18 protein-coding genes are annotated in these 22,873 nt (G+C 37.7%); 7 read left to right on the top strand and 11 right to left on the bottom strand.

The genetic code is table 11. The features are described from left to right. The first annotated feature begins 351 nt into the window (after positions 1-351). Positions 352-738 (top strand): bacillithiol system redox-active protein YtxJ, encoded by a 387-nt coding sequence (gene ytxJ, locus ACFSR8_RS14870; protein WP_380293432.1) that lies wholly within the window; start codon positions 352-354, stop codon positions 736-738. 95 nt (positions 739-833) lie between these two features. Here ytxJ and ACFSR8_RS14875 read toward each other — a convergent pair whose 3' ends face one another. From ACFSR8_RS14875 to ACFSR8_RS14890, 4 genes are all read right to left on the bottom strand, one after another. Continuing rightward, entirely contained in the window at positions 834-1,586 is a 753-nt protein-coding gene (locus tag ACFSR8_RS14875; RefSeq protein WP_380293434.1) for a LamG domain-containing protein, read from the bottom strand. Between the two features lie 98 nt (positions 1,587-1,684). Next, positions 1,685-4,072 carry a T9SS type A sorting domain-containing protein gene (locus ACFSR8_RS14880; protein WP_380293436.1) on the bottom strand — a complete coding sequence of 796 codons (2,388 nt, stop codon included), beginning with the start codon at positions 4,070-4,072 and terminating at the stop codon, positions 1,685-1,687. A gap of 76 nt (positions 4,073-4,148) precedes the next feature. Further along, complete coding sequence (locus ACFSR8_RS14885) at positions 4,149-4,769, bottom strand: response regulator (protein WP_380293438.1); 621 nt, start codon at positions 4,767-4,769, stop codon at positions 4,149-4,151. 52 nt (positions 4,770-4,821) lie between these two features. Continuing rightward, positions 4,822-7,566 (bottom strand): sensor histidine kinase, encoded by a 2,745-nt coding sequence (locus ACFSR8_RS14890; RefSeq protein WP_380293440.1) that lies wholly within the window; start codon positions 7,564-7,566, stop codon positions 4,822-4,824. Positions 7,567-7,707: 141 nt separating this feature from the next. Here ACFSR8_RS14890 and ACFSR8_RS14895 point away from each other — a divergent pair, with 141 nt between their 5' ends. The 3 genes from ACFSR8_RS14895 (at position 7,708) to ACFSR8_RS14905 (ending at position 11,501) form a co-directional block, all read left to right on the top strand. Further along, complete coding sequence (locus ACFSR8_RS14895) at positions 7,708-8,112, top strand: gamma-glutamylcyclotransferase family protein (protein ID WP_380293442.1); 405 nt, start codon at positions 7,708-7,710, stop codon at positions 8,110-8,112. Next, positions 8,099-9,787 (top strand): RluA family pseudouridine synthase, encoded by a 1,689-nt coding sequence (locus ACFSR8_RS14900; protein ID WP_380293444.1) that lies wholly within the window; start codon positions 8,099-8,101, stop codon positions 9,785-9,787. Before ACFSR8_RS14895 ends, ACFSR8_RS14900 begins: the two co-directional genes overlap by 14 nt. Positions 9,788-10,052: 265 nt before the next feature. Continuing rightward, positions 10,053-11,501: an ATP-dependent nuclease gene (locus ACFSR8_RS14905; RefSeq protein WP_380293446.1), complete on the top strand. Its 1,449-nt coding sequence runs from the start codon at positions 10,053-10,055 to the stop codon at positions 11,499-11,501. 120 nt (positions 11,502-11,621) lie between these two features. Here ACFSR8_RS14905 and ACFSR8_RS14910 read toward each other — a convergent pair whose 3' ends face one another. The 3 genes from ACFSR8_RS14910 to fahA all read right to left on the bottom strand — a co-directional run bounded on the left by ACFSR8_RS14910 (position 11,622) and on the right by fahA (position 14,777). Then, positions 11,622-12,809 carry a hypothetical protein gene (locus ACFSR8_RS14910; protein ID WP_380293448.1) on the bottom strand — a complete coding sequence of 396 codons (1,188 nt, stop codon included), beginning with the start codon at positions 12,807-12,809 and terminating at the stop codon, positions 11,622-11,624. A 154-nt stretch (positions 12,810-12,963) separates the two neighbouring features. Then, entirely contained in the window at positions 12,964-13,230 is a 267-nt protein-coding gene (locus tag ACFSR8_RS14915) for a hypothetical protein (RefSeq protein ID WP_380293450.1), read from the bottom strand. Between the two features lie 263 nt (positions 13,231-13,493). Continuing rightward, the gene (gene fahA / locus ACFSR8_RS14920) at positions 13,494-14,777 is read right to left on the bottom strand and encodes a fumarylacetoacetase (protein ID WP_380293452.1); all 1,284 of its coding nucleotides are present in this window, start codon (positions 14,775-14,777) and stop codon (positions 13,494-13,496) included. 192 nt (positions 14,778-14,969) lie between these two features. Between fahA and glyA the strand changes: the two genes are divergently transcribed. The 3 genes from glyA (at position 14,970) to ACFSR8_RS14935 (ending at position 17,492) form a co-directional block, all read left to right on the top strand. Then, positions 14,970-16,244, top strand: a complete 1,275-nt coding sequence (gene glyA / locus ACFSR8_RS14925; RefSeq protein WP_380293454.1) for a serine hydroxymethyltransferase — start codon at positions 14,970-14,972, stop codon at positions 16,242-16,244. 362 nt (positions 16,245-16,606) lie between these two features. Next, a complete protein-coding gene (locus ACFSR8_RS14930) occupies positions 16,607-16,930 on the top strand; it encodes a hypothetical protein (RefSeq protein ID WP_380293456.1) in 324 nt (107 codons plus the stop codon). A gap of 4 nt (positions 16,931-16,934) precedes the next feature. Beyond that, a complete protein-coding gene (locus ACFSR8_RS14935) occupies positions 16,935-17,492 on the top strand; it encodes a hypothetical protein (RefSeq protein WP_380293458.1) in 558 nt (185 codons plus the stop codon). 11 nt (positions 17,493-17,503) lie between these two features. On the opposite strand, the gene ACFSR8_RS14940 is transcribed toward ACFSR8_RS14935, so the two are convergent. From ACFSR8_RS14940 to ACFSR8_RS14955, 4 genes are read right to left on the bottom strand one after another with little or no spacing between them, the layout of a single operon-like run. Beyond that, positions 17,504-18,073 carry a Pycsar system effector family protein gene (locus ACFSR8_RS14940; protein WP_380293460.1) on the bottom strand — a complete coding sequence of 190 codons (570 nt, stop codon included), beginning with the start codon at positions 18,071-18,073 and terminating at the stop codon, positions 17,504-17,506. 12 nt (positions 18,074-18,085) lie between these two features. Beyond that, positions 18,086-19,126, bottom strand: a complete 1,041-nt coding sequence (locus tag ACFSR8_RS14945; RefSeq protein ID WP_380293462.1) for an adenylate/guanylate cyclase domain-containing protein — start codon at positions 19,124-19,126, stop codon at positions 18,086-18,088. Further along, entirely contained in the window at positions 19,126-19,500 is a 375-nt protein-coding gene (locus ACFSR8_RS14950) for a response regulator (protein ID WP_380293464.1), read from the bottom strand. The genes ACFSR8_RS14945 and ACFSR8_RS14950 overlap by 1 nt, the downstream gene beginning before the upstream one ends. Before the next feature lie 32 nt (positions 19,501-19,532). Continuing rightward, the gene (locus ACFSR8_RS14955; RefSeq protein WP_380293466.1) at positions 19,533-22,781 is read right to left on the bottom strand and encodes a sensor histidine kinase; all 3,249 of its coding nucleotides are present in this window, start codon (positions 22,779-22,781) and stop codon (positions 19,533-19,535) included. Positions 22,782-22,873 lie beyond the last annotated feature (92 nt).

Genomic DNA, 22,873 nt, shown 5'->3' on the forward strand with positions numbered 1-22,873 from the left:
GTTGTATTTTCTTTTTACCTTTACGCTTCCTTTAGGTCAATTATCTTACCAATTCCGAAAGCGACGTATTTTAAGACAAAATGTCTTGATTTTTTCTGAAGAACGTGACTTTTAGTCAGTTGTAAGCTATGGAAAAGATAATCGACTTAGGGTATGTATGAGTAAGTGCGCAAGAGTGGTGCGCTAGGGATTGCAGTGGAAAGCCCACAGCGAGGTACGAGTGAGGACTTGGAACGTAAAGCCCGACCCACTTGCCCTGAGGAACTCGAAGGGTGTGGGTAACGCCCAAAATTAATTACACTAAAAGCGCATACTTTACGTTTAACCTTGAAAGCACAATTAATAGCATAAATGGGATTATTGAATAAATTATTTGGTGAAAAAACGGAGCGGGAGGAAAAGGTACTGCCGTGGATTCCGTTAAACGACGCGGGGCAAATCGATTATATAAGACAGAAATCTGGGATTACTGCTCAGGTTATTTTTAAGCATTCTACGCGCTGTGGTATCAGCAGTATGGTGCAACGCCAGTTTATCAAGGATTATAATTTTGGCGAAAAGGAGCTGGATTTGTACTATTTGGATATTTTGAGCTATCGGAATATTTCGGATTTAGTTGCCGAAAAGTTTCAATTGATGCACGAATCACCACAGCTTTTGGTGGTTAAAAATGGGGAGTTGGTGGCGCATGCCTCCCACGGACAAGTAAACGAGGTGGATCTGTCTAGATTTGTATAATAGTAAAATTTAAAGGGCTTCATGGGATATTCCATGAAGCCCTTCTTACATATTGATTTAACCAACTTTAAACCAAAAATCAGCTATTAACCACTCTATTGGGGCATGTAATTAAAAAGTTTTGTAATCTCCGAAGTGTTTAGTGAACGATTGTACATGAAGATGTCATCTATATGACCTTCAAACCGATACGTTTCGTTGTAGTTTACGCCCAGAAGAAGTTCTCCATTGATTTTAAAATCTTGGTCTGTGAATGATCCACTGTACACTTCAACACTGTTTACATAAATTTTCATTATGCCGTTGGTTGCGTCTTTCACATAAACAAAATGAGTCCAAGCATCTCTAACGGGAATCGTCTCGTTTATATTAGTACCCTCATTTTCATTATAGTTTGGGTACACATATTGCATGTTTCCATATTCTGATGCGTTTACAATGATGCCGTGATTATGATTATTGCTGTTTGAAGAGCCGATTCTTTGATCGAACAAATCGTACCGCGATTGCATTCCTGTTTTTATCCAAAACGAAAGGGTAGAGGATTGCATCGGTTTAAAGCGTATCTCCTCTGGAAAGACAACAAAAGCGTTAAAACCATTGAAAGCGGCCGCACTACTTTGGTTGCCTTCTCTGTCTTCTTCATATACAATATTGTTACCAGTCGCATGGTAGCTGTTTGTTGAGCTGTCGTTGCTATTGTTGTTAAATAGGTAGTAGGCCAGTAGTCCGTCTGACGGGAATGGGCCATCGTTCACCGTTTGTTGGTTATTTCCGTCGTCATTGTTGCTACATGAAAATGTAACAATTAACATAAAGGCTAAGGTTTTTAAACATGTTGTCTTCATTGTAAAAGATTTAGGGTTAAATAAAATATTATGGTTAGAAGTGAATAAAATGTAAAAAGAAAGATTTCTAATATGTACTTTTTGAATTTATCCAGCACTTATTCTTTTATGAGTTTTAAGGTTGAACTTGTAAACTCTGTTTCAATTTTAAGTAGGTAAATCCCGTTGCCTAAATTGGAAACATCAAAACGTTTTAAAGAAGGGTTTAAATGTTTTATAAGTTGCCCATGAAGGCTATATAATTGTAAACTTTTAATGTTTTGATTTCTGTAATCCAATTTGAATTCTGATTGAATTGGATTTGGATGCAGAGCAACTCTATCAGTACCAAAGTTTTCTGTCGATAGCGAAGCGCAATTTTCTGAGAATACGGTTCCGGCATCTTTTTGCCACATAAAATATGGTACATTGCCTCCATTAGCGTCGGCTTCGTTATCTACTTCAATACACCCTAAGTTTGGGCTTCCGGTAGAGTTTACAATTAGATTATTGGTCTGATTGGTGCCGTTTTTAACATTTAAACTAGTTAAACTTGTGTTACCACATACTAGGTCTCCTAAAATGTTAAAACTTGAAAAATCTAACAGGGGAATTAAATTATTGCTACAATTAATCGCATTCGCAGAGGCCGGAATATTTGGTAACGTAGTAAATTGATTATATGAAATATCCACAACAACAATACTGTTAATGTTAGAGAAATCTAGACTTGACAGATTATTATTGCCCACTTCTAAAGAGTTTAGGTTAATTAAGTTTGATAAATCAAGTGTTGATAAATTACAATTAATTGCTCTTAATACAAGTATAGGGCTGCTAGCTCCAACTGTAATTCCTGTTAAGCCTGTGTTATCATTAATAGTAAAGGAAGACAAACTGATAGCTGGTGATACATTAATGGTATTAAAATTATTGTCGTTTAGGTTCAAAAACTGAAGGTTCGTAGCGTTAGAAAAGTCTAGAGACGACAAACTGTTCGTCTCCATATTAAGCGTTTGCAAACTAGGAGCACCGGTAATATTAAGTGTTGAGATATCATTTCCCGATGCATTGATTTCTGTTAAACTATTATGCGTGCCTAGAGTAAGGATATTCAAAAAATTATTGCTCAAATCGATAAATTCTAAAGCTGTAAAAGCACTTAGATTTATAGTAGAAAGTTGATTATTCATACCATAAATGTGAGTTAAACTAGGTAGGGAAGAGCCAAGAGTTAAAACATTAATGTTATTATCTCTAAAATCTAATGTCTCCAGAGCTGTGCAGTTTGAAACGTTAAGGTTGCTTACATTGCCTGTATTGCCGTTACCCACATCTAAATCGCTGATGCTTGTACAGCCTGATACATTAAGAGTTGTTAGGCTATTGTTTGGTAAAATAAATAAAGTCGATAAAGCCGTTTGGTTCGATAAATCTAAAGTACCGATAACTGTGTTTTCGGATCTAAAATCTGTTAGGGTATTTGTTGGTGCGAGTGTCACAGAATTTAGGTTACTACTGTTGTTACAATTTATATCGATTATATTCGCCTGATTGCTCAAGTCTAAACTTGTTAAGCTGGAATTCTTAAATAAAACTACCTCTAACCCCAGGCAATCAGACAAATCTACCGATGTAAATACCGTATTTTCAGCGTTAATGGATTTTAAAACGCTGGTGTTGCTAAAGTCGATATTAGTGATTGGGGAATCCTTAACATTAATGGTTTCTAGGTTTATATTGTTTGATAAATCTATACTTGTTAATCCCGAACTCCCGCCTAAATTGAGTATTTTTAGGTTGGATTGTTTTGATAAATCCATACTAGATAAAGCCACCAAGCCATCGGCTCTAAGCCTCTCTAGGGATGAGCTTGTTGGTAAGGTTATGGAATTCAATAATGTTGATGAGTAAATTTCAGCATCAATTAAATTATTACAATTTGATAAATCAAGCGAGGTTAATTTACCGCCATACGCAACAAGGTTTTGTAAAGCCGTACTGTTCAAAAAGTTGATTGTCAGTCCGCCAGCGGGTCCAATTCCAAAAATATTAAGATCAGTTAACCCAGAATTAAGAATCAATTGAGTCTGTACCGTATTTTGACTTGCCACTAAAGTTTTTAAAGCAATGTTAGCAGATACGTCCAGGGAAGTTAAGTGCGCATTTCGGCGATACATTAAATATTCTAAATTGGTCAATGCACTTAAATTGATGGAAGTTGCAGTCGCTTGATTGGTTGATGTTGGCCCAGATGCAGTAATTCTTAATTCCGTAAGATTAATAAAGGCTTCAATGCCACTCCAGTTGCTTACAGGTACCTCTGAAATAAGTAATGTTGTAACGCTTTGGGCGTCGGCATTTAAAATATTTCCGTTGGCGCCATTGGTGTCAATGCCTTGTGAAATAAGAAAGTTTTCAAAGGTTGCATCTGGAATTGCGGTTGTTTGTGCGCTGAGAAAACTGCACAATAAAGCACATAAGAATAATAGGTAAGATTGTTTCATAATAAATTTGGTTAAAAATTATGAGTCAAAACTACCAGTATAGCCCATTACTTGGACTACATAAAATATGTAGAATTTATATCAAGCGCTCTTTGTTTGCCTTTTCTATGGCTTCTTCACGTGTGCATACCTGAAGTTTTTCGTAGATATTTTTAATATGAAAACGAATCGTATTTACGCTAATAAAAAGAGTTTTAGCAATGCTATTGTAGCTTTTACCAGAGGCTAATAGCGTGAGAACTTCAGTTTCCCGTTCTGATAATATGGAGTTTGCGGATTTTCTAAATGACTGCACCACCATTTTTGCAATATTGATGCTCATTGGCGCACCGCCGTCCATTACTTCTTTTAAAGCCGAGGTTAATTGGGATGGCGAGGTGTTTTTGGTAATATACCCTGAAGCCCCAGCGCATAACGCATCAAACACGGTCTCAGAGTTTTCATAAACCGTTACAATTACAATCTCAATATTGGGATTAAGTTGTTTTATTTTTTTAGTGCCTTCAACGCCGTTCATTTTTGGCAACTCAATATCCATCAAAACGATTATGGGATTATCGTGCTTTAAGTTTTCAATGGCGTCTTCACAATTATGATAAGTGGCTACGACTTTAAAACCTTCAGTTTTGCCAATTATTTTCTCATATCCTTTGGATAATGGGATGTTGTCTTCTATGATAACGATGTTATGTTCCATACTTCTAAAAACAATAAATATAATAGGTGGCCGGTATTTTTAGCCCACATGATTAATGTGGTTTTCCTCTAAAAACAATTTTAGTTCCGTAGCCATTTTCGTTTGAATCTATGGTCAGATCGCATCCAATAGAAATTGCCCTTTCCTCTATATGCTGCAATCCACCTTTATTTCTTACCTGTTCAAATTTGAAGCCTTTGCCATCATCTTTACAACAAATCTTCAGATCAGTACTGTTATATTCGAAAGTTAGATCTACTTTTTCGCATTGGGCGTGTTTAGCAATATTCGTGAGTGCTTCCTTAAAAATATAAATGATTTGCTTGCTCCAATAATATGGTAGTTTAACGTTTGATGTGATTTGTTTTTCCACCTCAAAAACAATGTTGAACTGTTTTAGGTAGTCTTCTCCAAAATCAGAAATATAAGTTGCAACCTCCTCTAGGTAATCACTTTTGTTTTTCAAAGTAAAAATAAAGTCTTTGGTACCCTTGTAAAGATAGTCGGCGTCAGTGCTTATCTGGGATAACAATTCCTTGTTTTCGGGATACAAACTTTTCGATTCGCCTTCTAGTAAGCTTGATAGAATTGAAATCCGTGCCAATTTATTACCTAGGTCATCATGGAAATCTTGGGCAATATTATGCCTTACGGCAACCAATTCTTTTTCAAGTGCTTCTCTTTTTTTAATGGCGCTTTGCAATTGTTTTGTTTTAAGTTTTGACTGTTTTAGCCGTTTTAAAATGAAGAGGATTATAGCTGAAGCTACAACAGCGCTTAAAAAAAATAGGACCCACATTTCCTTGTACCATGGTATAGTAATTGCGAATATGTATTTTCTTGAAATAGCCCAATCACTATCCAGTTTTTTCGATCTTAATTTTAAAGTGTAATCTCCTTTTTTGTAATTGCTGAAATCCAGAACTCCGCTTCGGTTATCAAGGTTTGTCCAGGCTTCATCGTTTAGTTGGTATTGGTTGATAAGTTTTGTCCTATTAAACGAAATGGACGAATAATAAAACCGATTGTCTTTTTGAGTGATATTGAGAATTGGTGGATTTGTTTTTGTAAGTGTCCCGTTATTTTTTATAATAGAAACACCTTTGTTCCCCGTAATCCAAATGTTATTGTTGCCGTCTTCTTTGATTTTGCTAACATAAGACGACAATAATCCGCTTTCTTGGGTTAAATTTCTATACGCTCCATTATGAAAGATGGATGCACCGGATTGGGTTCCTATCCAGATCTTATCGTCATGGTCTAGAAATAAGGCATTAATTTGTTGGTTTATAAGGTCGCCGTCTTGACTTATTAAATCACTTTTATTTCCAGAAAATGCCCAAAGCCCAGTGTTGGTTCCAAGAAATATAGAGTCTTTTTTTTGGATTGAAGTATTAATGATACTGTTGTCCAAAGCCTTATTGCTCGTAAGATGCTTTTCAATTTTGTTTGCATCTTCATGATAGCGATAAAGACCATCATTGGTGCAGAAAAAGAGATTATCAGAAAGTTCGAAAGCGTCAAAGACATTATATCTAAGTTTGTCGTATCCACAGTGTTTCGATAAATCCTTGAATTCGATTTTGTTACTAATGACGATGCTTCCGTGTTTTTCAAGATAAAACCTCCGATACCCATAGTGTTCCCAAATATTTTCTCCAAGCGAATTTGAATTTATTTCTAAAGAGCTGATGATTATACTATCCTTAAATCTGATAATATGCTTTCCAAACCCCTGCAAGGCAATACTGTCAGTAAGCGCATAATCTTCAATGGCAAATACATTTCTATTTGAAAGTAAAAAGGCCTTATTGTCCAAAAAAGCAATATCTACAATGTTTTTGTTGAGAGGAATGTTTTTTACAGCGGTGTCTTCAGGGAAAATGCAGTAAAGTCCATCTCCAAAGCTTGATATCCATAAATTCGATTCATGGTCGAACATAAAATCCGAAATGGTTGATTTAATACCATACACTTCAGCTAGGTTCTTCTTATGCTTAGTTTTCAAATTAAACGAAAACAACTGCATAAAACCCTTGTCATCTGCGTTCATTAAATAGGCATAATCTCCTTGTGTTTCAACTTTTAATATTCGGGTATTTCCTGTGTCTAGATGAAAACTTTCGAGGATTTTATCTTGATTAAAAAGTATGGCTTCATTTTCATGGCCAGCTATAAAAACATCTTTATTGACTTTGTTTAAAGAGGTGATTATTTTATGTTCTAAAAAAGGAAACTTCAAAACTTTTTCATTCCCTCTTTGGATATAAATGCCTTTAAGGGGTTGTCTGTATTTTCGCGATGAAAATAAATATAAGGAATCCTCAATTACCTTAAATTCTGCAGAACTCAAATCCGTACGACTAATATCAAATTCTTTCAAGCGGTTGGATTCGTTTGGGCTATAAACTATTTTTTTGTGTCGAATTTCATCATCGTCCGCCCAAAATACGTTGTTCCTATAGTCATGATAGTTGTAAAGTGTGTCCCTGAAAATTTCGATATTTGATAATTTTTTGGGCCCCTCCAGATAGTAGATTATTTCTTCCGTATATGGGTTGAAGATGTTCAAACCACCTCTCCATGTAGCAATCGCCAAATTTTTGTTGGACAGCTCATTAATAGCAATGATAAAATTTGATGATAAGGCGTCGTTGGAAGTGTAAATTTTGAACTGGTGCCCATCAAATTTTACCAGCCCGCTGTCCGTTCCAATCCAAATGTACCCAGAGCTGTCCTGAAACAATCCGTAGGTAATATCATGCGGTAGGCCATTGTTTGTGTTAAAATGCATCATTTTTTGCTGGGCAAAAATGGTGCAACTGCACAAGATTAAAAGTATGTATATAACGGTTTTCAAAAAGACAAAATACAAAAAGAATAGAATTTTTAGACCTACATGCTTCATGTAGTTATGTATTTTTACTTTTAAAGTTTTATGTTGGATTTTCTATTCGTTTATGGTACGCTACAAAAAGATTTGGATAATGACATGTACCGCTTTTTATTGCGTAATTCTGAATACGTTGGCAAAGGCTATTTTCAGGGGAAACTCTTCAAAATATCTTGGTTTCCGGGTGCAATACGAAGTATTGATTCCGGCGATACTGTTTACGGCTCTATTTTTAAATTAAAACAAACGGCCACTGTTTTCGAGGTTTTGGACGATTATGAAGGTTATAACCCTTTGGATGAGGCCTCAAGTTTGTTTAAACGGGAAATCATCGATTGTTTTACCAAAAATGGTGATGCTATAAAAGCTTGGGTGTATCTTTACAACCAAAATGTAAAAGATGCGCCTAGGATGCTTTCTGGGGGTTTTTTGAAAGATGGCAACTGCTAAATTTACCGATACACTTTTTCATCCGTTGGATCTTGATTTGGAAATTGAGCTCCCAAAGAAATTCACCTTTCCGTTTTACTACGAACCGCACGAGCTGAGCAGGCTGGCTTCAAGAAATTTGCAAAACTATTTAGAGGAGCAAACTGATTTTCAGCATAATTTTGGATTGCGGCCTGAAGCTAAAGGCTTGGTTATCGGGAAGATGTTTGGCGTGATGGTGGTGCAAAATGAAAAGGGCGTTTTAGGCTATCTGGTAGCCTTTTCAGGAAAATTGGCAGAGAGCAATGCCCACAAAGGCTTTGTGCCAACTGTGTTCGATACTTTGGATGCCACTGGTTTTTATAAAAAAGGAGAAACCGAACTCAATGAGTTAAACCGTCAAATTGAAGCATTGGAAACTGCACCCGAATTGCTAAATGCGAAACAGGATTTAGAACAGGGGCAAAACACTTTTGATCAAGAGTTAAATGCTTTTAAAGCAGAATTAAAAGCCAAAAAAAAAGCACGCAAAGCGAAGCGGGATTTAGCCCTAGCCGAACTGTCACCTGGAGAATCTGAAGTGGTTTTAAAGGATTTGGACAAACAAAGCATTTATTATCATTTTAGATTAAGGGATTTTAAAGCGGAAGGGCAGGCTAAAATTGAAAATTTGCAACAGCAGTTAGAAAAGGTTTTAGCCCCAATTGAAACTCTAAAGAAAAAGCGTGCGACTTTATCAGCTTCACTTCAAAAACGTTTGCACGAGCAGTACCGATTTCTCAATGCCAAAGGTGACACCAAGGATTTGCTCGATATTTTTGATAATGCCCAAGTACCACCGCCAGCAGGCTCGGGGGAGTGTGCGGCTCCGAAGTTGTTTCAATATGCATATGAGCATAATTTAAAGCCCATTGCCATGGCAGAGTTTTGGTGGGGAGCATCTCCAAAATCCGAAGTACGAAAGCATAAACAGTTTTATCCCTCGTGCCGAAGCAAATGTGAACCCATTTTGGGACATATGATGCAGGGCTTGGTAGTTGAAGATAATCCTATTGAAAGTGTTGCCGAATATGACGCACCTTTGGAAATCGTTTATGAAGACGACTATTTGCTTTTGGTCAATAAACCTCATGAGTTTTTGTCCGTGCCGGGGAAGCATATTCAGAAATCGGTATTGACACGAATGCGACGCTATTTACCAAAGGCGAAAGGCCCTTTGTTGGTGCACCGTTTGGATATGTCCACTTCGGGATTATTGTTGGTGGCCAAAAATGAAAAGACCCATAAAAACCTCCAAAAACAGTTTATTGACCGCACAGTTAAAAAACGCTACGTTGCGCTATTAGATGGTGAAATCACTCAAAAAGAAGGCATCATCGATTTGCCGTTGCGCGTGGATTTGGATAACCGTCCACAGCAGTTGGTATGTTTTGAACACGGTAAACCTGCCAAAACCAAATTTGAAGTGGTTGAAGTAAAACACGGCAAAACGCGGATTCATTTTTACCCCATTACGGGGCGTACCCATCAATTACGGGTACATTCGGCACACGCGGATGGATTAAATACGCCAATTGTTGGAGATGACTTATATGGTAAAAGAGGGGAGCGGTTGTTCTTGCATGCGGAACAAATAACCTTTTTACATCCCGTGACGCAGGAGGTTTTGGAGGTGGTTTGTGGGGTGCCTTTTTAGTCTCCGTCATTGCGAGTGCAACGAAGCAATCTACAATTTATGGTTACGAATCATTTATGATTATTCAAAATAGGTCTTTTTGTTGAGTGAGATTACTTCGGTCGTACCTCCCTCGTAATGACGGTTTTGTTTATAAATACTGATAAGTTTGTATTGATTTTTTGATGGTAAAATCCGAACTTCGTTTACTTGTGCTGAACTGATTTCAGTATCGAACGATATAGTTCATTAAAATGAATCCATATCTAACCGTTATCTGGATTTTATGAAAATTGAAAAAGTAAATATTAAGAACTTTAGAGGTATAGAAGAAATCCAAGATTTGGATTTAAATAGTCTTTCTATATTGATTGGAGAAAATGGAGTCGCTAAAACAGCCCTGTTAGAGGCGTTGAACTTTTGCTTATCACCAAGCTTTCTTTCCGATAGAATGAATTTCACAGACTTTTATCAAGGAACAGATGATCCAATAGAAATTCAAATCAAATTCGACACAACCTTCAATGCATTTCTTCCAGATGGCTTTACAAAGCAAACTGTTGTTTGTGATGGTATATTCTTGAGAGCTAAAAAAAGAGACAAAGCTAAAGCCGGTAAAATGTTTACTGAGTTAGTAGTAACTCAACATTATGTTCTGCCAAACAGACAAAAAGATTCAGCTAATGGTTGGGTTCAAAAAAGGAAAAACGGGTCAGATTTTCGATTTGACGAAAGATTATTGTCCTTTCCGGTTCAAACAGAAGGTTTGCCACGAAGTTTTTATTTTTCAAGGACACGAGAAAAACAGATTAAAAAGGGGTTTAGAACTTCAATTGAAACTGTAATTGAAGATTTTAACTGGAGATTTCAAAGAAATATACGAAACTCCAATCCAGCGTCATCGATTCCAGTAGATAAAACAAAAGTCGAAACAGATATTATCGATACTATCGATAAGAAATTGATCAAGAAAACATTTGACTCGCTAAATAACAAACTACAAAAATTCAATGTACCTACCTTGGAGTTAAAGATTCTTGATTCCAATGCCCCTTTCAATAATATGTTTTTAAGCAAGGTTATTAACAATGTTGAGCTACAAACTAATCAAATAGGCTCTGGTATAGAGTTGCTTGTTTCTTTGGTTTTTCTTGAAACATTGGCCACACTTTCAAAAGAAGATATAATCATCTTAATTGATGAACCAGAGCTACATCTCCACCCTAAACTTCAAAAATCACTAATTCCCTATTTTGACTATATAATCAATAGTAATCAAATAATTTGCACAACGCATTCTCCTTATGTTTATCAGGATTGTGTTAATAAACCAAATACCGAACTTACAGTTTGCACCAAAGATGGAAATGATAAAATATCATTTGATAGCGTCACAGCATCTAATTTGTTTCCTTGGAGTCCTTCCTGGGGTGAAATTAATTATAAAGCTTTTGGATTGCCAACAGTTGAATTTCATAACGAACTTTATGGACATCTACAATGGTCAAACAATGCACATACAACCAACTTGATTGAAGCATATTTCATTCAACAAGGTCAAGTTCAAACGAAAAATTGGATTAAGGTAATCCAAGGTATTCCACAACCGGCAACACTAGTAACGTTAATGACATATATAAGACACAAAATCCATCATCCTGAAAATTTAAGTAATGTAGATTATACTGAAACTGAATTAATTGAATCAATAGAAATAATGATGCGATTGGTGTAAATGTAAATACCTATCCTGTTACACTAAATATGACGTAAGACTCCTTTCGGTCGTCCTACGCATATTATTTAGGATAAATACAAAAAAACTCTCTTGAAAAGGGAGTTCTTATAATATCTTTTAAATCCCCGCCACAGCTACAGAAGTCGAATTAATGATCTGTTTCAGTTGCAGTTTTAAATCCTCACCTGTGTCATAAATCATTTGTTCTTCGGTAGGGAAGGGTACAGCGCGACGTTCCAAAAATGGAATAAGGCTTGTTTCCAAGGCGCGTCGGTCACCACGTGAAGTAGCGTAAATATGCTCAAAAACGAATTCGCTGGTAATTGGGAACGCATCTATCAACTGGTTGTTCTGTAAATTGATATACTCCACATTGCCCGTTATTTGTGAGGCTTTGAATTGGGTGAATTCGTAATATTCACATCGGACAGTACGCATTCGATCTACTTTTATGGCATTGCCCAAACTGTCTTTTACCACTTTGCCGTCTTCTATCAGTTCCTCTTTTCCATCGGCAATTTGCTTTTCCTTGATAATCTGGCGTTCCTTGATTTGCTCAGGCGAAATATTAATGCCCCGCAGGTTCACTCTTAAATTAAAATCGTAGTTCACATTTTCCTCCGGCGTACCGTGATATTGCATCCAAAAATTGTTGATGCCATAACTGCTGAAATTTAACAGGTCGTTTTCCAAACGTACAGGAATAATTTTCCCAGAATCGTTAATCATATCCACTAATACAAAATCGGTACCCCTTTGGTGCGCTACTTGCATAAGCGCTCTCGTATCTTTGAAATTCGGGTTGATGCTTTCAGTTTTACTTAATTGATCATATGCCGCCCTGATATCCAATTTATTATTTGAATTTATAAGGGCTTGGGCATTGTTATACAAACGTTGCGATGCACCATTTTTATAAAATATGAGTTCATCAGAATAATCCTGAAGCTGGAAATTTATTGCCCTGCCTTGCACCTGCAACGGTAATAGGGGTTTTAGCTTTTCCTGACGATTATCCAAGCTAACGTATCCATTGAAAATTCTTAGGTAGTTTTCCGGATTGTTGTCCTTTTTTAAAAGGTTGATGTCGTTCAAATCTCTATCTACGGCTTTATTGTAGGCCTCTTCCAATAGCATAATAATATCTGCTTTTCCTCGTCGATCTTTATTAATGCTTAGTTTGCCAATGGCATCGTTTATGGCGCGGTCGTAATTGCCATAGCTTATGGTTTTTTCCATTTGTCGTCTAGTACTGCACGACAAAATAAAGGCCAATAGTAATGAGGTAAGTAAAATTCTTTTCATGGGTTAAGGTTTATAGGTTTGGGGTTACCTTTCCAAATGTGGTGCCAAAATAATAATAAAACCTATGAAATGCTAATAAATCAGATGAAATGCAAGTGTAAGTCTAAATATGTAAGTTTATAACTACTAAATATAGCAGGCTGTAATCTAAAACCTAATCAGACTTCAAGCTGAAATGGGTATAGAGAAAATAGGCATTTACCAGAATCCCTAAGACGTTTATTGAAATCACAATGAAACTACTTAGTAAAGCCCCAATTACAATACAGACCAAACAAAGTGCTATTAATATAATGTTCAATATGGGTGGGTTTTCGTTGGCCCAAGGATTGGTGTAGTAGTGCACCACTTTTTCTATAGCTACAAGAAAAGTAAAAAAGGCTGGTAAAAGATTGATAATGATTGCAGTACTTCCTTCCATTCAATTTTTTTTGAGAGTGAAACAACACTATTGTCAAAATTTATGGAAGTGGACTTGGGGTGTCTTTGTGCTTTCTCAATTGAGAAGAATAAAATTATGACTAAATATGCTAATTTTCAAAGCCAGATTTGAGAATATTCTGAAAGTTATTAACACCTCAGAATATTGAAAATTTCAATGACCTAAAAACTCCGATAAATTTTCAGGCTTGAGTAGGGTTTCCTCCCCCATGGGAGTCCCGATAGTTATCGGGAAGGAGGGGCTTACTTTTTTCCAAAAACAGGCAACAATTTGGTAGAGACCTCGCCAAAACCAATTCGGGTGCCATCCTTTTTGCAGTAGCCCCGCATAATTACGGTATCATTGTCGTTGATGAATTTCCGTTCGGAGCCATCGGCCATTTTCAGTGGTTTTTCACCTTTCCAGGTGAGTTCCAGCATGGAGCCGTAACTGTCCTCCGTCGGCCCCGAAATTGTACCGCTACCCATCATATCACCAGAGTTTACAGGGCAACCGTTTACGGTATGGTGTGCCAATTGTTGCGCCATATTCCAGTACATATATTTGAAATTGGACTTGCTTACTGTAGTTTCCTTTGAGCCTTGGGGTTGAATGGCTACTTCTAGGTTGATATCAAAACTTTTTGGGCCTTTGGATTGTAAATAGGGTAGTTGTTTTTTCTTTGGTTTTGGCCCATCAACACGATAAGGCTCCAATGCATCCAAAGTGATAATCCAAGGTGAAATGGACGAAGCAAAATTTTTAGCCAAGAATGGTCCTAAAGGCACATATTCCCATTTCTGAATATCGCGAGCGCTCCAATCGTTAAGCAGCACCAATCCAAAAATGTATTCCTCGGCCTCTTCAATGGGAATGGGTTCGCCTAAGTCGTTGGCGTCCGTAGTAATAAACGCCATTTCCAATTCAAAATCAACTAATTTACTAGGCCCGAAAACGGGCTCTTTTGCATCTCCGGGAAGTGTTTGTCCCTGAGGTCGATGCACCGGTATTCCCGATGGAATAATGGACGAGCTCCTGCCATGATACCCTACTGGTATATACAACCAGTTGGGCAATAATGCATTTTCTGGGTCGCGGAACATGCTTCCAACATTGGTGGCATGTTCAATACTGGAATAAAAATCGGTATAATCGCCAACATCCACGGGTAACTTCATTTCAATTTCATCCAATCGGAACAATACAATTTCCTTATGTTTTTTATTCCCTTTTAAAATGGGGTTTTCAGCATCAAATATTTCAGCAATACGATTTCTCACCGAGCGCCAGGTCTTTCGACCATCAGCAATAAAATCATTTAACGAATCTTGCAAAAAGATGTCATCGGTCAATGCTATCCCGTCAAAGTAGCCCAATTGGTGCAGAGCACCCAAATCGATGGCCGTATCCCCAATACGCGTCCCGATGGTGATGATGTCATCACGGGTTAAAAACACACCAAAAGGGATATTCTGTATGGGGAAATCGGAATTTTTATCGACGTGCAACCACGACGTTCTATCTGGATTGTTGGCGGACAAAGGCATAGGGTTTTGTTTTTAGTCTATTCCAAACCTACATAATTTTTTCATTTAAATGATAAAAAAAACGACAAAATCTAAGTTTAAGATTAGGGTTAATAAATCGTGCATAACTTGGTAAGTAAATCTACCCTTTTTGATGTTTTTAACTATTCTATTTGTTACTTTTGCCGAATTATTAAACGACACGTAAAAGTTATGCAACGCGACGAACAAATTTTTGAATTAATTCAGGCCGAAAAAGAGCGCCAATTACATGGTATCGAACTAATCGCATCGGAGAATTTTGTAAGCCAACAGGTGATGGAGGCGGCAGGTTCCGTTTTAACCAATAAATATGCCGAGGGTTACCCGGGTAAGCGCTATTATGGAGGCTGTGAGGTAGTTGATGAAATAGAGCAAATTGCTATAGACAGGGCAAAAGCGTTGTTCGGCGCGGCTTACGTTAACGTACAACCACATTCTGGAAGTCAAGCGAATACGGCAGTATTTGCCGCTTGCTTAAAGCCCGGTGATAAAATCCTAGGTTTCGATTTATCGCACGGTGGGCATTTAACCCACGGGTCGCCAGTAAACTTTTCAGGAAAGTTGTACAATCCTGCGTTCTACGGAGTTGAGGAAGAAACCGGGGTTTTAAACTACGATAAAATACATGAGATAGCAACGGCAGAGCAACCAAAATTGATCATTTGCGGTGCATCTGCTTATTCGCGCGATATAGATTTTAAACGTTTTAGGGAAATTGCAGATAGCGTTGGTGCCATTCTGTTGGCCGATATCTCTCACCCAGCAGGATTAATAGCCAAGGGTATCTTAAATGATCCATTACCGCATTGTCATATTGTAACCACGACCACTCATAAGACTTTAAGAGGACCAAGAGGTGGACTGATTATGATGGGTCAGGATTTTGAAAACCCATTCGGAATCACCTTAAAGAGTGGAAAATTAAGAAAGATGTCTTCTTTGTTGGATTCTGCTGTTTTCCCAGGGAACCAAGGAGGACCTTTAGAGCATATCATTGCGGCTAAAGCCATCGCTTTTGGCGAAGCCTTAACGGATGAATTTTTACAGTACCAATTACAGGTGAAAAAGAATGCGGCTACTTTGGCCCAGGCATTGGTAGATAAGGATTATAAGATTATTTCTGGTGGTACCGACAACCACTGTATGTTGATCGATCTTCGCAATAAAAACGTTTCTGGTAAAGAAGCAGAAGAAGCTTTGGTAAAAGCCGACATCACCGTGAACAAAAACATGGTGCCATTTGATGACAAATCACCATTTGTAACTTCAGGAATTCGTTTGGGTGTTGCCGCCGTTACAACGCGTGGCCTAAAAGAGGATGCCATGGCAACGATTGCCGACCTCATTGATGAAGTGGTGAGCAACCATGAAGATGAAGCAATTATTGAAGGTGTAAAGAACAAGGTGAATGCCATGATGGCTGATAAGCCGTTGTTTGTGGCATAAAAAAACAATATATAATATAGTTTAAGGCCTGAATTCAATATTCGGGCTTTTTCATTTTGGGCGTTACCCTCGATGCAAGCTTAGGGTGTTATTTGAAACAATCGTCCTCGGGTCAGGCTATCCGCTATATCTTTTGCTTTCTGTCATTCGTGCAAAGGCAGGAATCCATCGAAAATCCAGTTCTAAATTTTTAAGATTCGTGCCCAACTCCAACCAAGCAAAAGGATGCCGCTTCTATCCTTAACGCGGAAGCAGGCATGTTCAATTTAAATCTGGCAAAACCTGTATCATTTTTTTAGATTTCTTTTAGGCAATCAAATTTAAGAAGCCTTATATTTAAAGTCATAATCAACTCAGAAAACATGTGGGAAGAAAAACTAAAGATTTACGACGCCATTGTGGACAAATGTCCGCGGTTTGAAAGGAAAGGAAAATCCATGATTTATACCTCTGCGAATGGGCACATGTTTACGTTACTGAATAAAGCAGGGGAGATAGGAGTGCGATTCTCCAAGGAGGTGCAAGAAAAATACATTTCTGAATTTAATTCTTCGCTCTACAAATCCTATGGAGCCGTAATGAAAGGCTATGTGTTGATACCTGATGCTTTGCTTGAGGATTTGGATAAAATGGCCAAATTGTTTAACCAGAGCTATGACTATGTCATGAGCCTAGATCCCAAATAACAAAATGATGAAACTAAGATTAGTACTAATTTCCCTTTTAATCTCCACAAATTTTATGGCACAGGATAACACTAAATTACCTTACGCCGAAATTCCAGACCATGCAGAAAACTATACAGCCGGAACTGTAGCTTCAAGAATGGTGGACGGTTTGGGGTTTCGTTACTATTGGGCTACGGAAGGCTTACGGCCGGAAGATTTGGCCTATAAACCCAGTGATTCAGGACGAACTTCAGCAGAAACCATCGATCATATATTTGGACTGTCCAATTTCATATTAAAGTCAATTTTGAAAGATTTTAAACAGAAAAACGGTGAAGACATGCGCTTTGAAGAAAAGCGAAAACAAACCCTTCTAAATTTTAAAATGGCTTCGGATATTTTAAGTGCTACAGAAGACTTATCAAAATTCGACAACCACAAATATCCTTTTTGGAACCTAATCAACGGCCCCATCGCTGATGCCCTTTGGCATTGCGGTCAAGTAGTGTTATTGCGCCGGGCCTCCGGAAATCCCTTTAATTCCAAAGCCAGTGTGTTTTGGGGGAAGCTTAAGGACTGAACACGGCAAAATCACCCAATAATCACATAATAAATCCCTAGGATAATCATTATAAACAGCCCAATTGCCAAAAACCTTATGGAGCGATTAATACTTTTGAATTTACTTGACGCAATCTTAGAGTTAACATAAATCTGTTGTCCTAATTGGTCAAATAATTCATCTTCATCCTTGCTAATGCTGTAAAATGTTTGGGAAAATTCCTTAATGTTTCCATATTTCTGGATGACATCATCAAAGAAGAAAATATTCTTATCAAATTTGCCTTCGATTTTCGGCATAAAACATCTGATACTATAGTAAATAGAGATGACAGTGGAGATAATCCAAAAGCCCGCGATAATATAGAATCCAGTGTTGTCTTTGTCCGATTCCAAAATTGTGCCCACACTTTTAAAAACAAAGTTGAGCATGATGCCATAAAACGATAAAATAAGACCCGCTTTAATTTCAGAGGCTCTGATAAGGTTGAAAATATAGTTAATGCTGCCCCAATAATGATCCACAAGATCATCAAGGTGTTTATTTTTTTCTACTATTGGCACTTGTTTTATGTTATCTTCTTCTTCCATGTGACTCATTGATTTTGGTGGTTATTCTATAACGGCATAAATATTTAATGGATTAGATTTGTTTTTCACGGAAATGTTCCCAAGACTTTCGCAAACAAAGGATTCCTTAATTTTTTGGTAACAATCTTCGGAAATAACAATTTGATTTTCTCCAGCAGCATCCTGTAGCCTGGCCGCCGTATTTACCGTATCTCCAATAACTGTAAAGTCCAGGCGTTTTAAGCTAGAGGACCCAATATTTCCGGACACCATTTCTCCACTTTTGATTCCTATGGAAACCTTAGGTTGAAATTTATTGTCTTCACCAAAAGCCGATAAGTTATTGATACGATCTCGAACTGCTAGGGCTGCATCTATGGCCCGGTCTAAATGATAATCTCCCCTAAAAACAGCCATGACGGCATCGCCTATAAATTTGTCAATATAGCCCTCTTGATCCATTATTTCTTTAACCATCACATCAAAGTAATTATTAATCAATTTTACTACTTTATCTGCCGTAATGGATTCGCTAATGGCCGTGAATCCGCAAATATCAATAAATAAAACAGTACCCTCAATGGTTTCACTGGCCATAACTGTAGATTCATATTCTTTACCGCCCATAAAATTAAGCACGGTTTCATCAACGTACATTCTTAAAATATTATTCTCTTTGATGGCCCTTAAGGTCTCTTTCAATTGATTAGCCTGTTTAATGGTTTTTTCAACAGTAATGTTGAGGTCTTCAAAATTTATAGGTTTGGTAATAAAGTCGAAAGCACCGCGGTTCATGGCGGTTCTGATGTTTTCCATGTCGCCGTAGGCCGAAACGATAACAGACTTAATTAAAGGACGGGATTCACCTAACTTGGTAAGCAGGGTAAGACCATCCATTTCGGGCATGTTAATATCGCTTAAAACAATATCAACATCAGGTTGGTCCTTTAGTTTATCCAGAGCATCAATGCCGTTTATAGCAAAAAGAAACTCATACTTGTTGCCACGTATTTCTTTTCGGAATTTCTGTTTAATCAGAATTTCCAAATCCGTTTCATCATCTACAACTAATATTTTTGTCATTAGCTCAATTTTAGAAGTTCGTCTTTTAAGGATTTAAAATCCAGAGGTTTGGTGAGGAACGCATCGGCTCCCAATATTTTGGCACTTCTTCGATTTTCTTCGTCACCATAAGCTGTTATCATCATCACCACTGGAGGCGGAGTGTCGTAATGTCTTTTAATATAATCCAAAAGTTCCAGCCCGCTCATACCGGGCATATTAATATCAGACAGTATCAGTACCGCTTCCTGTTCAATGTCTTGTAAAGTTTCTATGGCTTCCTCACCGGAAAATGCAAACATAAAATTCAGGTCACCGTTTTTAATTTCTTTTCTAAACCGTTGTTGAAATAAGATTTGGACATCTTTTTCATCATCTACTACTAAAATTTTCATACGTGGTTAGTTGTTTAGTTAAATTTACACATTTATTCAATAGGTAGAACCAAAGTAAAGGTGCTTCCTTTACCTTCTGTAGTTTCTACTTTTAGATCGCCACCGTGTGTTTTAGCTATTTCGTAGCTCAAACTTAGTCCCAGGCCTGTACCTTCGCCCGTTGGCTTTGTGGTAAAAAAGGGTTGAAATATTTTACTCACTACATCTTTTGGGATACCACTACCATTATCTGTAATTTGTAATTCTACGTATTCCTTTCCTTTTTTGGTTTTTAGGCTTACGGTTGGGGTATAGTTGTCAGGACTGGATGTTTTCTTTTTGTGTACCGTATAAAATGCATTGGTTATGAGGTTGAGAATAACCCGCCCAATATCTTGGGAGAAGATCTTCACCTCGCCAATACTTTCGTCATAATCTGTTTCCATAGTGGCATTAAAGCTCTTGTCTTTAGCACGTAAACCATGGTAAGCCAAACGGAAGTATTCATCCGCCAGTTTGTTAATATCTGTAGGTTCTTTAGTTTGACTGCTACTTCTGCTATGCTGTAACATCCCTTTAACAATGGCATCGGCACGTTTGCCATGGTGATTGATTTTCTCAAGATTCATCCGCAGATCAGAAGCAATGGCCTTTACTTCATCATAATCCTCTTTCTGAATTTCTTCGTGCATTTCATCAATAAGTTCGTTGCTCACTTCAGAAAAATTGTTGACGAAGTTTAATGGGTTTTGAATTTCATGCGCAATACCCGCGGTGAGTTCTCCCAACGATGCCATTTTTTCGGAATGGATGAGTAGGGCCTGCGTGGATTTCAATTCGGTGTAGGCCTTTTCAATTTCTTTTGCCTGTGCCAATTCCCTTTCCTGGCTTTTTTGCCGTTCTCGTTTGATGATTCTCTTTCGTTGAAATCGGTCAAAAGCTATAAAACCTGCAACTAGAAATAAAGCATAAAAGATATAGGCTACCCAACTTCTGTACCAAGGCGGTAAAATAATAAGCTCCATTTTGTTTTCGGCCCAAACACCATCGCTATTGCATCCTTTTACATGAAATACATAGTTGCCCGGTTTTAAATCATAATAGGAGGCGCGTCTGTTTGTGTTGGCCATAATCCAATCCTTGTCGTAATTTTCAAGGTAATACAGCATTTTGGTATCTTCTTGGTGTTGATAATCGATGATGGAAAAATCGATAGAGAACACATTTTGATGGTAGGGTAGTTTAATGGTTTTTGTATGCTGTAAGGGTTGCTTTAAAAGCCCTTTGGATGCCGGGTGAACTTCTTGATTAAAAAGTAAAAAGCGGGTAAAAAACACGTTGGATGCTTTTGCATTTTTTGGAAAATCGTCCGGATTGATTTGATAATACCCTTTTTCATGTCCAAAAAATAGGTCGCCATTAACGCCTTTATGGATGCCTAAATAACTCAATGATCTGGGTTCAACACCAAAATTACGGCCATAGGTGCTTGCCTGATTCCTTTCAGGGTTTATTTTTATAATGGCGTCACGTGATGTAACCCATAAATTCTTTTGGTGGTCTTCATCCATTTTCCAGACGCTTGTCAAATCAGATGGTGCATTAGACTTTTTTAAAGGAAAGAAGTCATCCCTTTCGGGATCATATTTAAAAATCCCATTTTCGCCACCCGCCCATATCACATGGTTGGAGTCTTGAAAAATAAAAGAAAAACGGGAAATGGGTTGGTAGGTTTTTATCGTTTTTGTAACCGGGTTATAACGACTAATCCCAACGCGTCTATCCCAAAATGTGCTCCAAAGGTTACCCGTTTTGTCTTCCATTAGGTCGGTATTGAAATAGTTTTCACTCTCTTCTATATGTGTAAACGTGCCTGTTGACCGTTCCAATATATATAAGCCATCATTGGTGCCTACCCAAAAGTTTTGCTTGCTGTCTTCAAGAATTTTATTAACACGGTTCAAGTTCAAAAACGCTTCATCTTTTGGGTTTAGATGATAACCGGTAAACGTCTGATTTATGGCATCCCATTTAAACAATCCCGTAGAAGCGCCTACCCACAAATCCTTATTTCGGTCTTTTACAATGGTATAAACCGTATTTGTAGAATCGGGTAGAAAATTTAATTCGGCTTTGAAGGTTAAGGTATCCCTTTTTCTAGGATCTATGCGTAGCAGTTCATTGTCTTTCCCTATCCAAAATGTGCCATCTTTTTCCTCGTACAATGCATTCACCTGCTCCGAAGAAACAAAGGGACTGGGAATTTTTTTCGGTAATAGATTTGTATAAAACACATAGCCTTTTCTTGCGCTACCCACCCAAAAAATACCATCGCGTGATGTATAGGCAACCCTTGCACTTGCCATGGCGCCTGTTCCTTCACTTGCCTCATTTGTGTTTATCATTTCCCCTGTTGAGGGGTTAAAATAATAGAGTCCATCATTGTTTTTACCAATCCAATAGCCACCCAAGGAATCTTGTGTTATAAAGTTGACAGTTTCGTTCCCGAAATCTGTTTCAGGATTACCAAAAGTGTCTGGATGCTCAGGATCGTAATTCATCAGCTTGAAGCTTCCCTTTTCGCGGTTCATTTGGTATAAACCATTCTTATGTGTGGTTACCCATAGAACGCCTTTATTATCCTCAAATACCGACGTTATTTTATTGTTCTTTAAGCTGTTTGAGGCGTTGGACTGGCTTCTATATTGAGTAAAGGTATTGGTGTCACGGTTATATCGGTTTAATCCCCCATATTCTGGCTCATGTCCCTCGATAGTTTTCCAGGGGTTACCTGTACCTACCCATAAGGTACCTTGCTTATCTTCGTATAGACATTTTACCCGCAAATCGCTTAATGAGGTGGTATCTCCTTTTTTAGGTTGAAAATGTATAAAGCCATTTGTTTCTGGGTTGAATTGGTCGAGTCCATTTCTTGTGGCAATCCACAATGTCCCTTTACGGTCTCTTAAAATATCCTGTATCACATCATGGGCAATGCTGTTTGGATCGTTAGGATCGTGTCCGTAATGGGTAAACTCACCTGTTTTGGAATTGTATCGGTCTAAGCCATCTTTCAATGTGCCAATCCATAGTATACCGTCGGCATCGGCATAAACCGTTTTTACACCAGTAACACCTTGTTCTTTAGCTCGGAAGGGGTCTTTTTTTATTTCATACAATTGGTTTCCATCATACTTAAAAAGTCCTCTATTGGTAGCAAACCACATAAAACCATCTGCATCTTGGGTAATATCATGAACATAATTAAAATCAGTACCATCGTTTTGTGCTATTCTTTGCATAACTATTTCCTGTGCAAAAACTGTAAAGAAGCTTGTGCCTAAAAAACAGAGGAGCCCGCATATAGTAATAAGTTTAATCTTCATCGTTTTGT

It is taken from the genome of Hyunsoonleella rubra, from assembly GCF_042684665.1.
GTDB lineage: Bacteria > Bacteroidota > Bacteroidia > Flavobacteriales > Flavobacteriaceae > Jejuia > Jejuia rubra.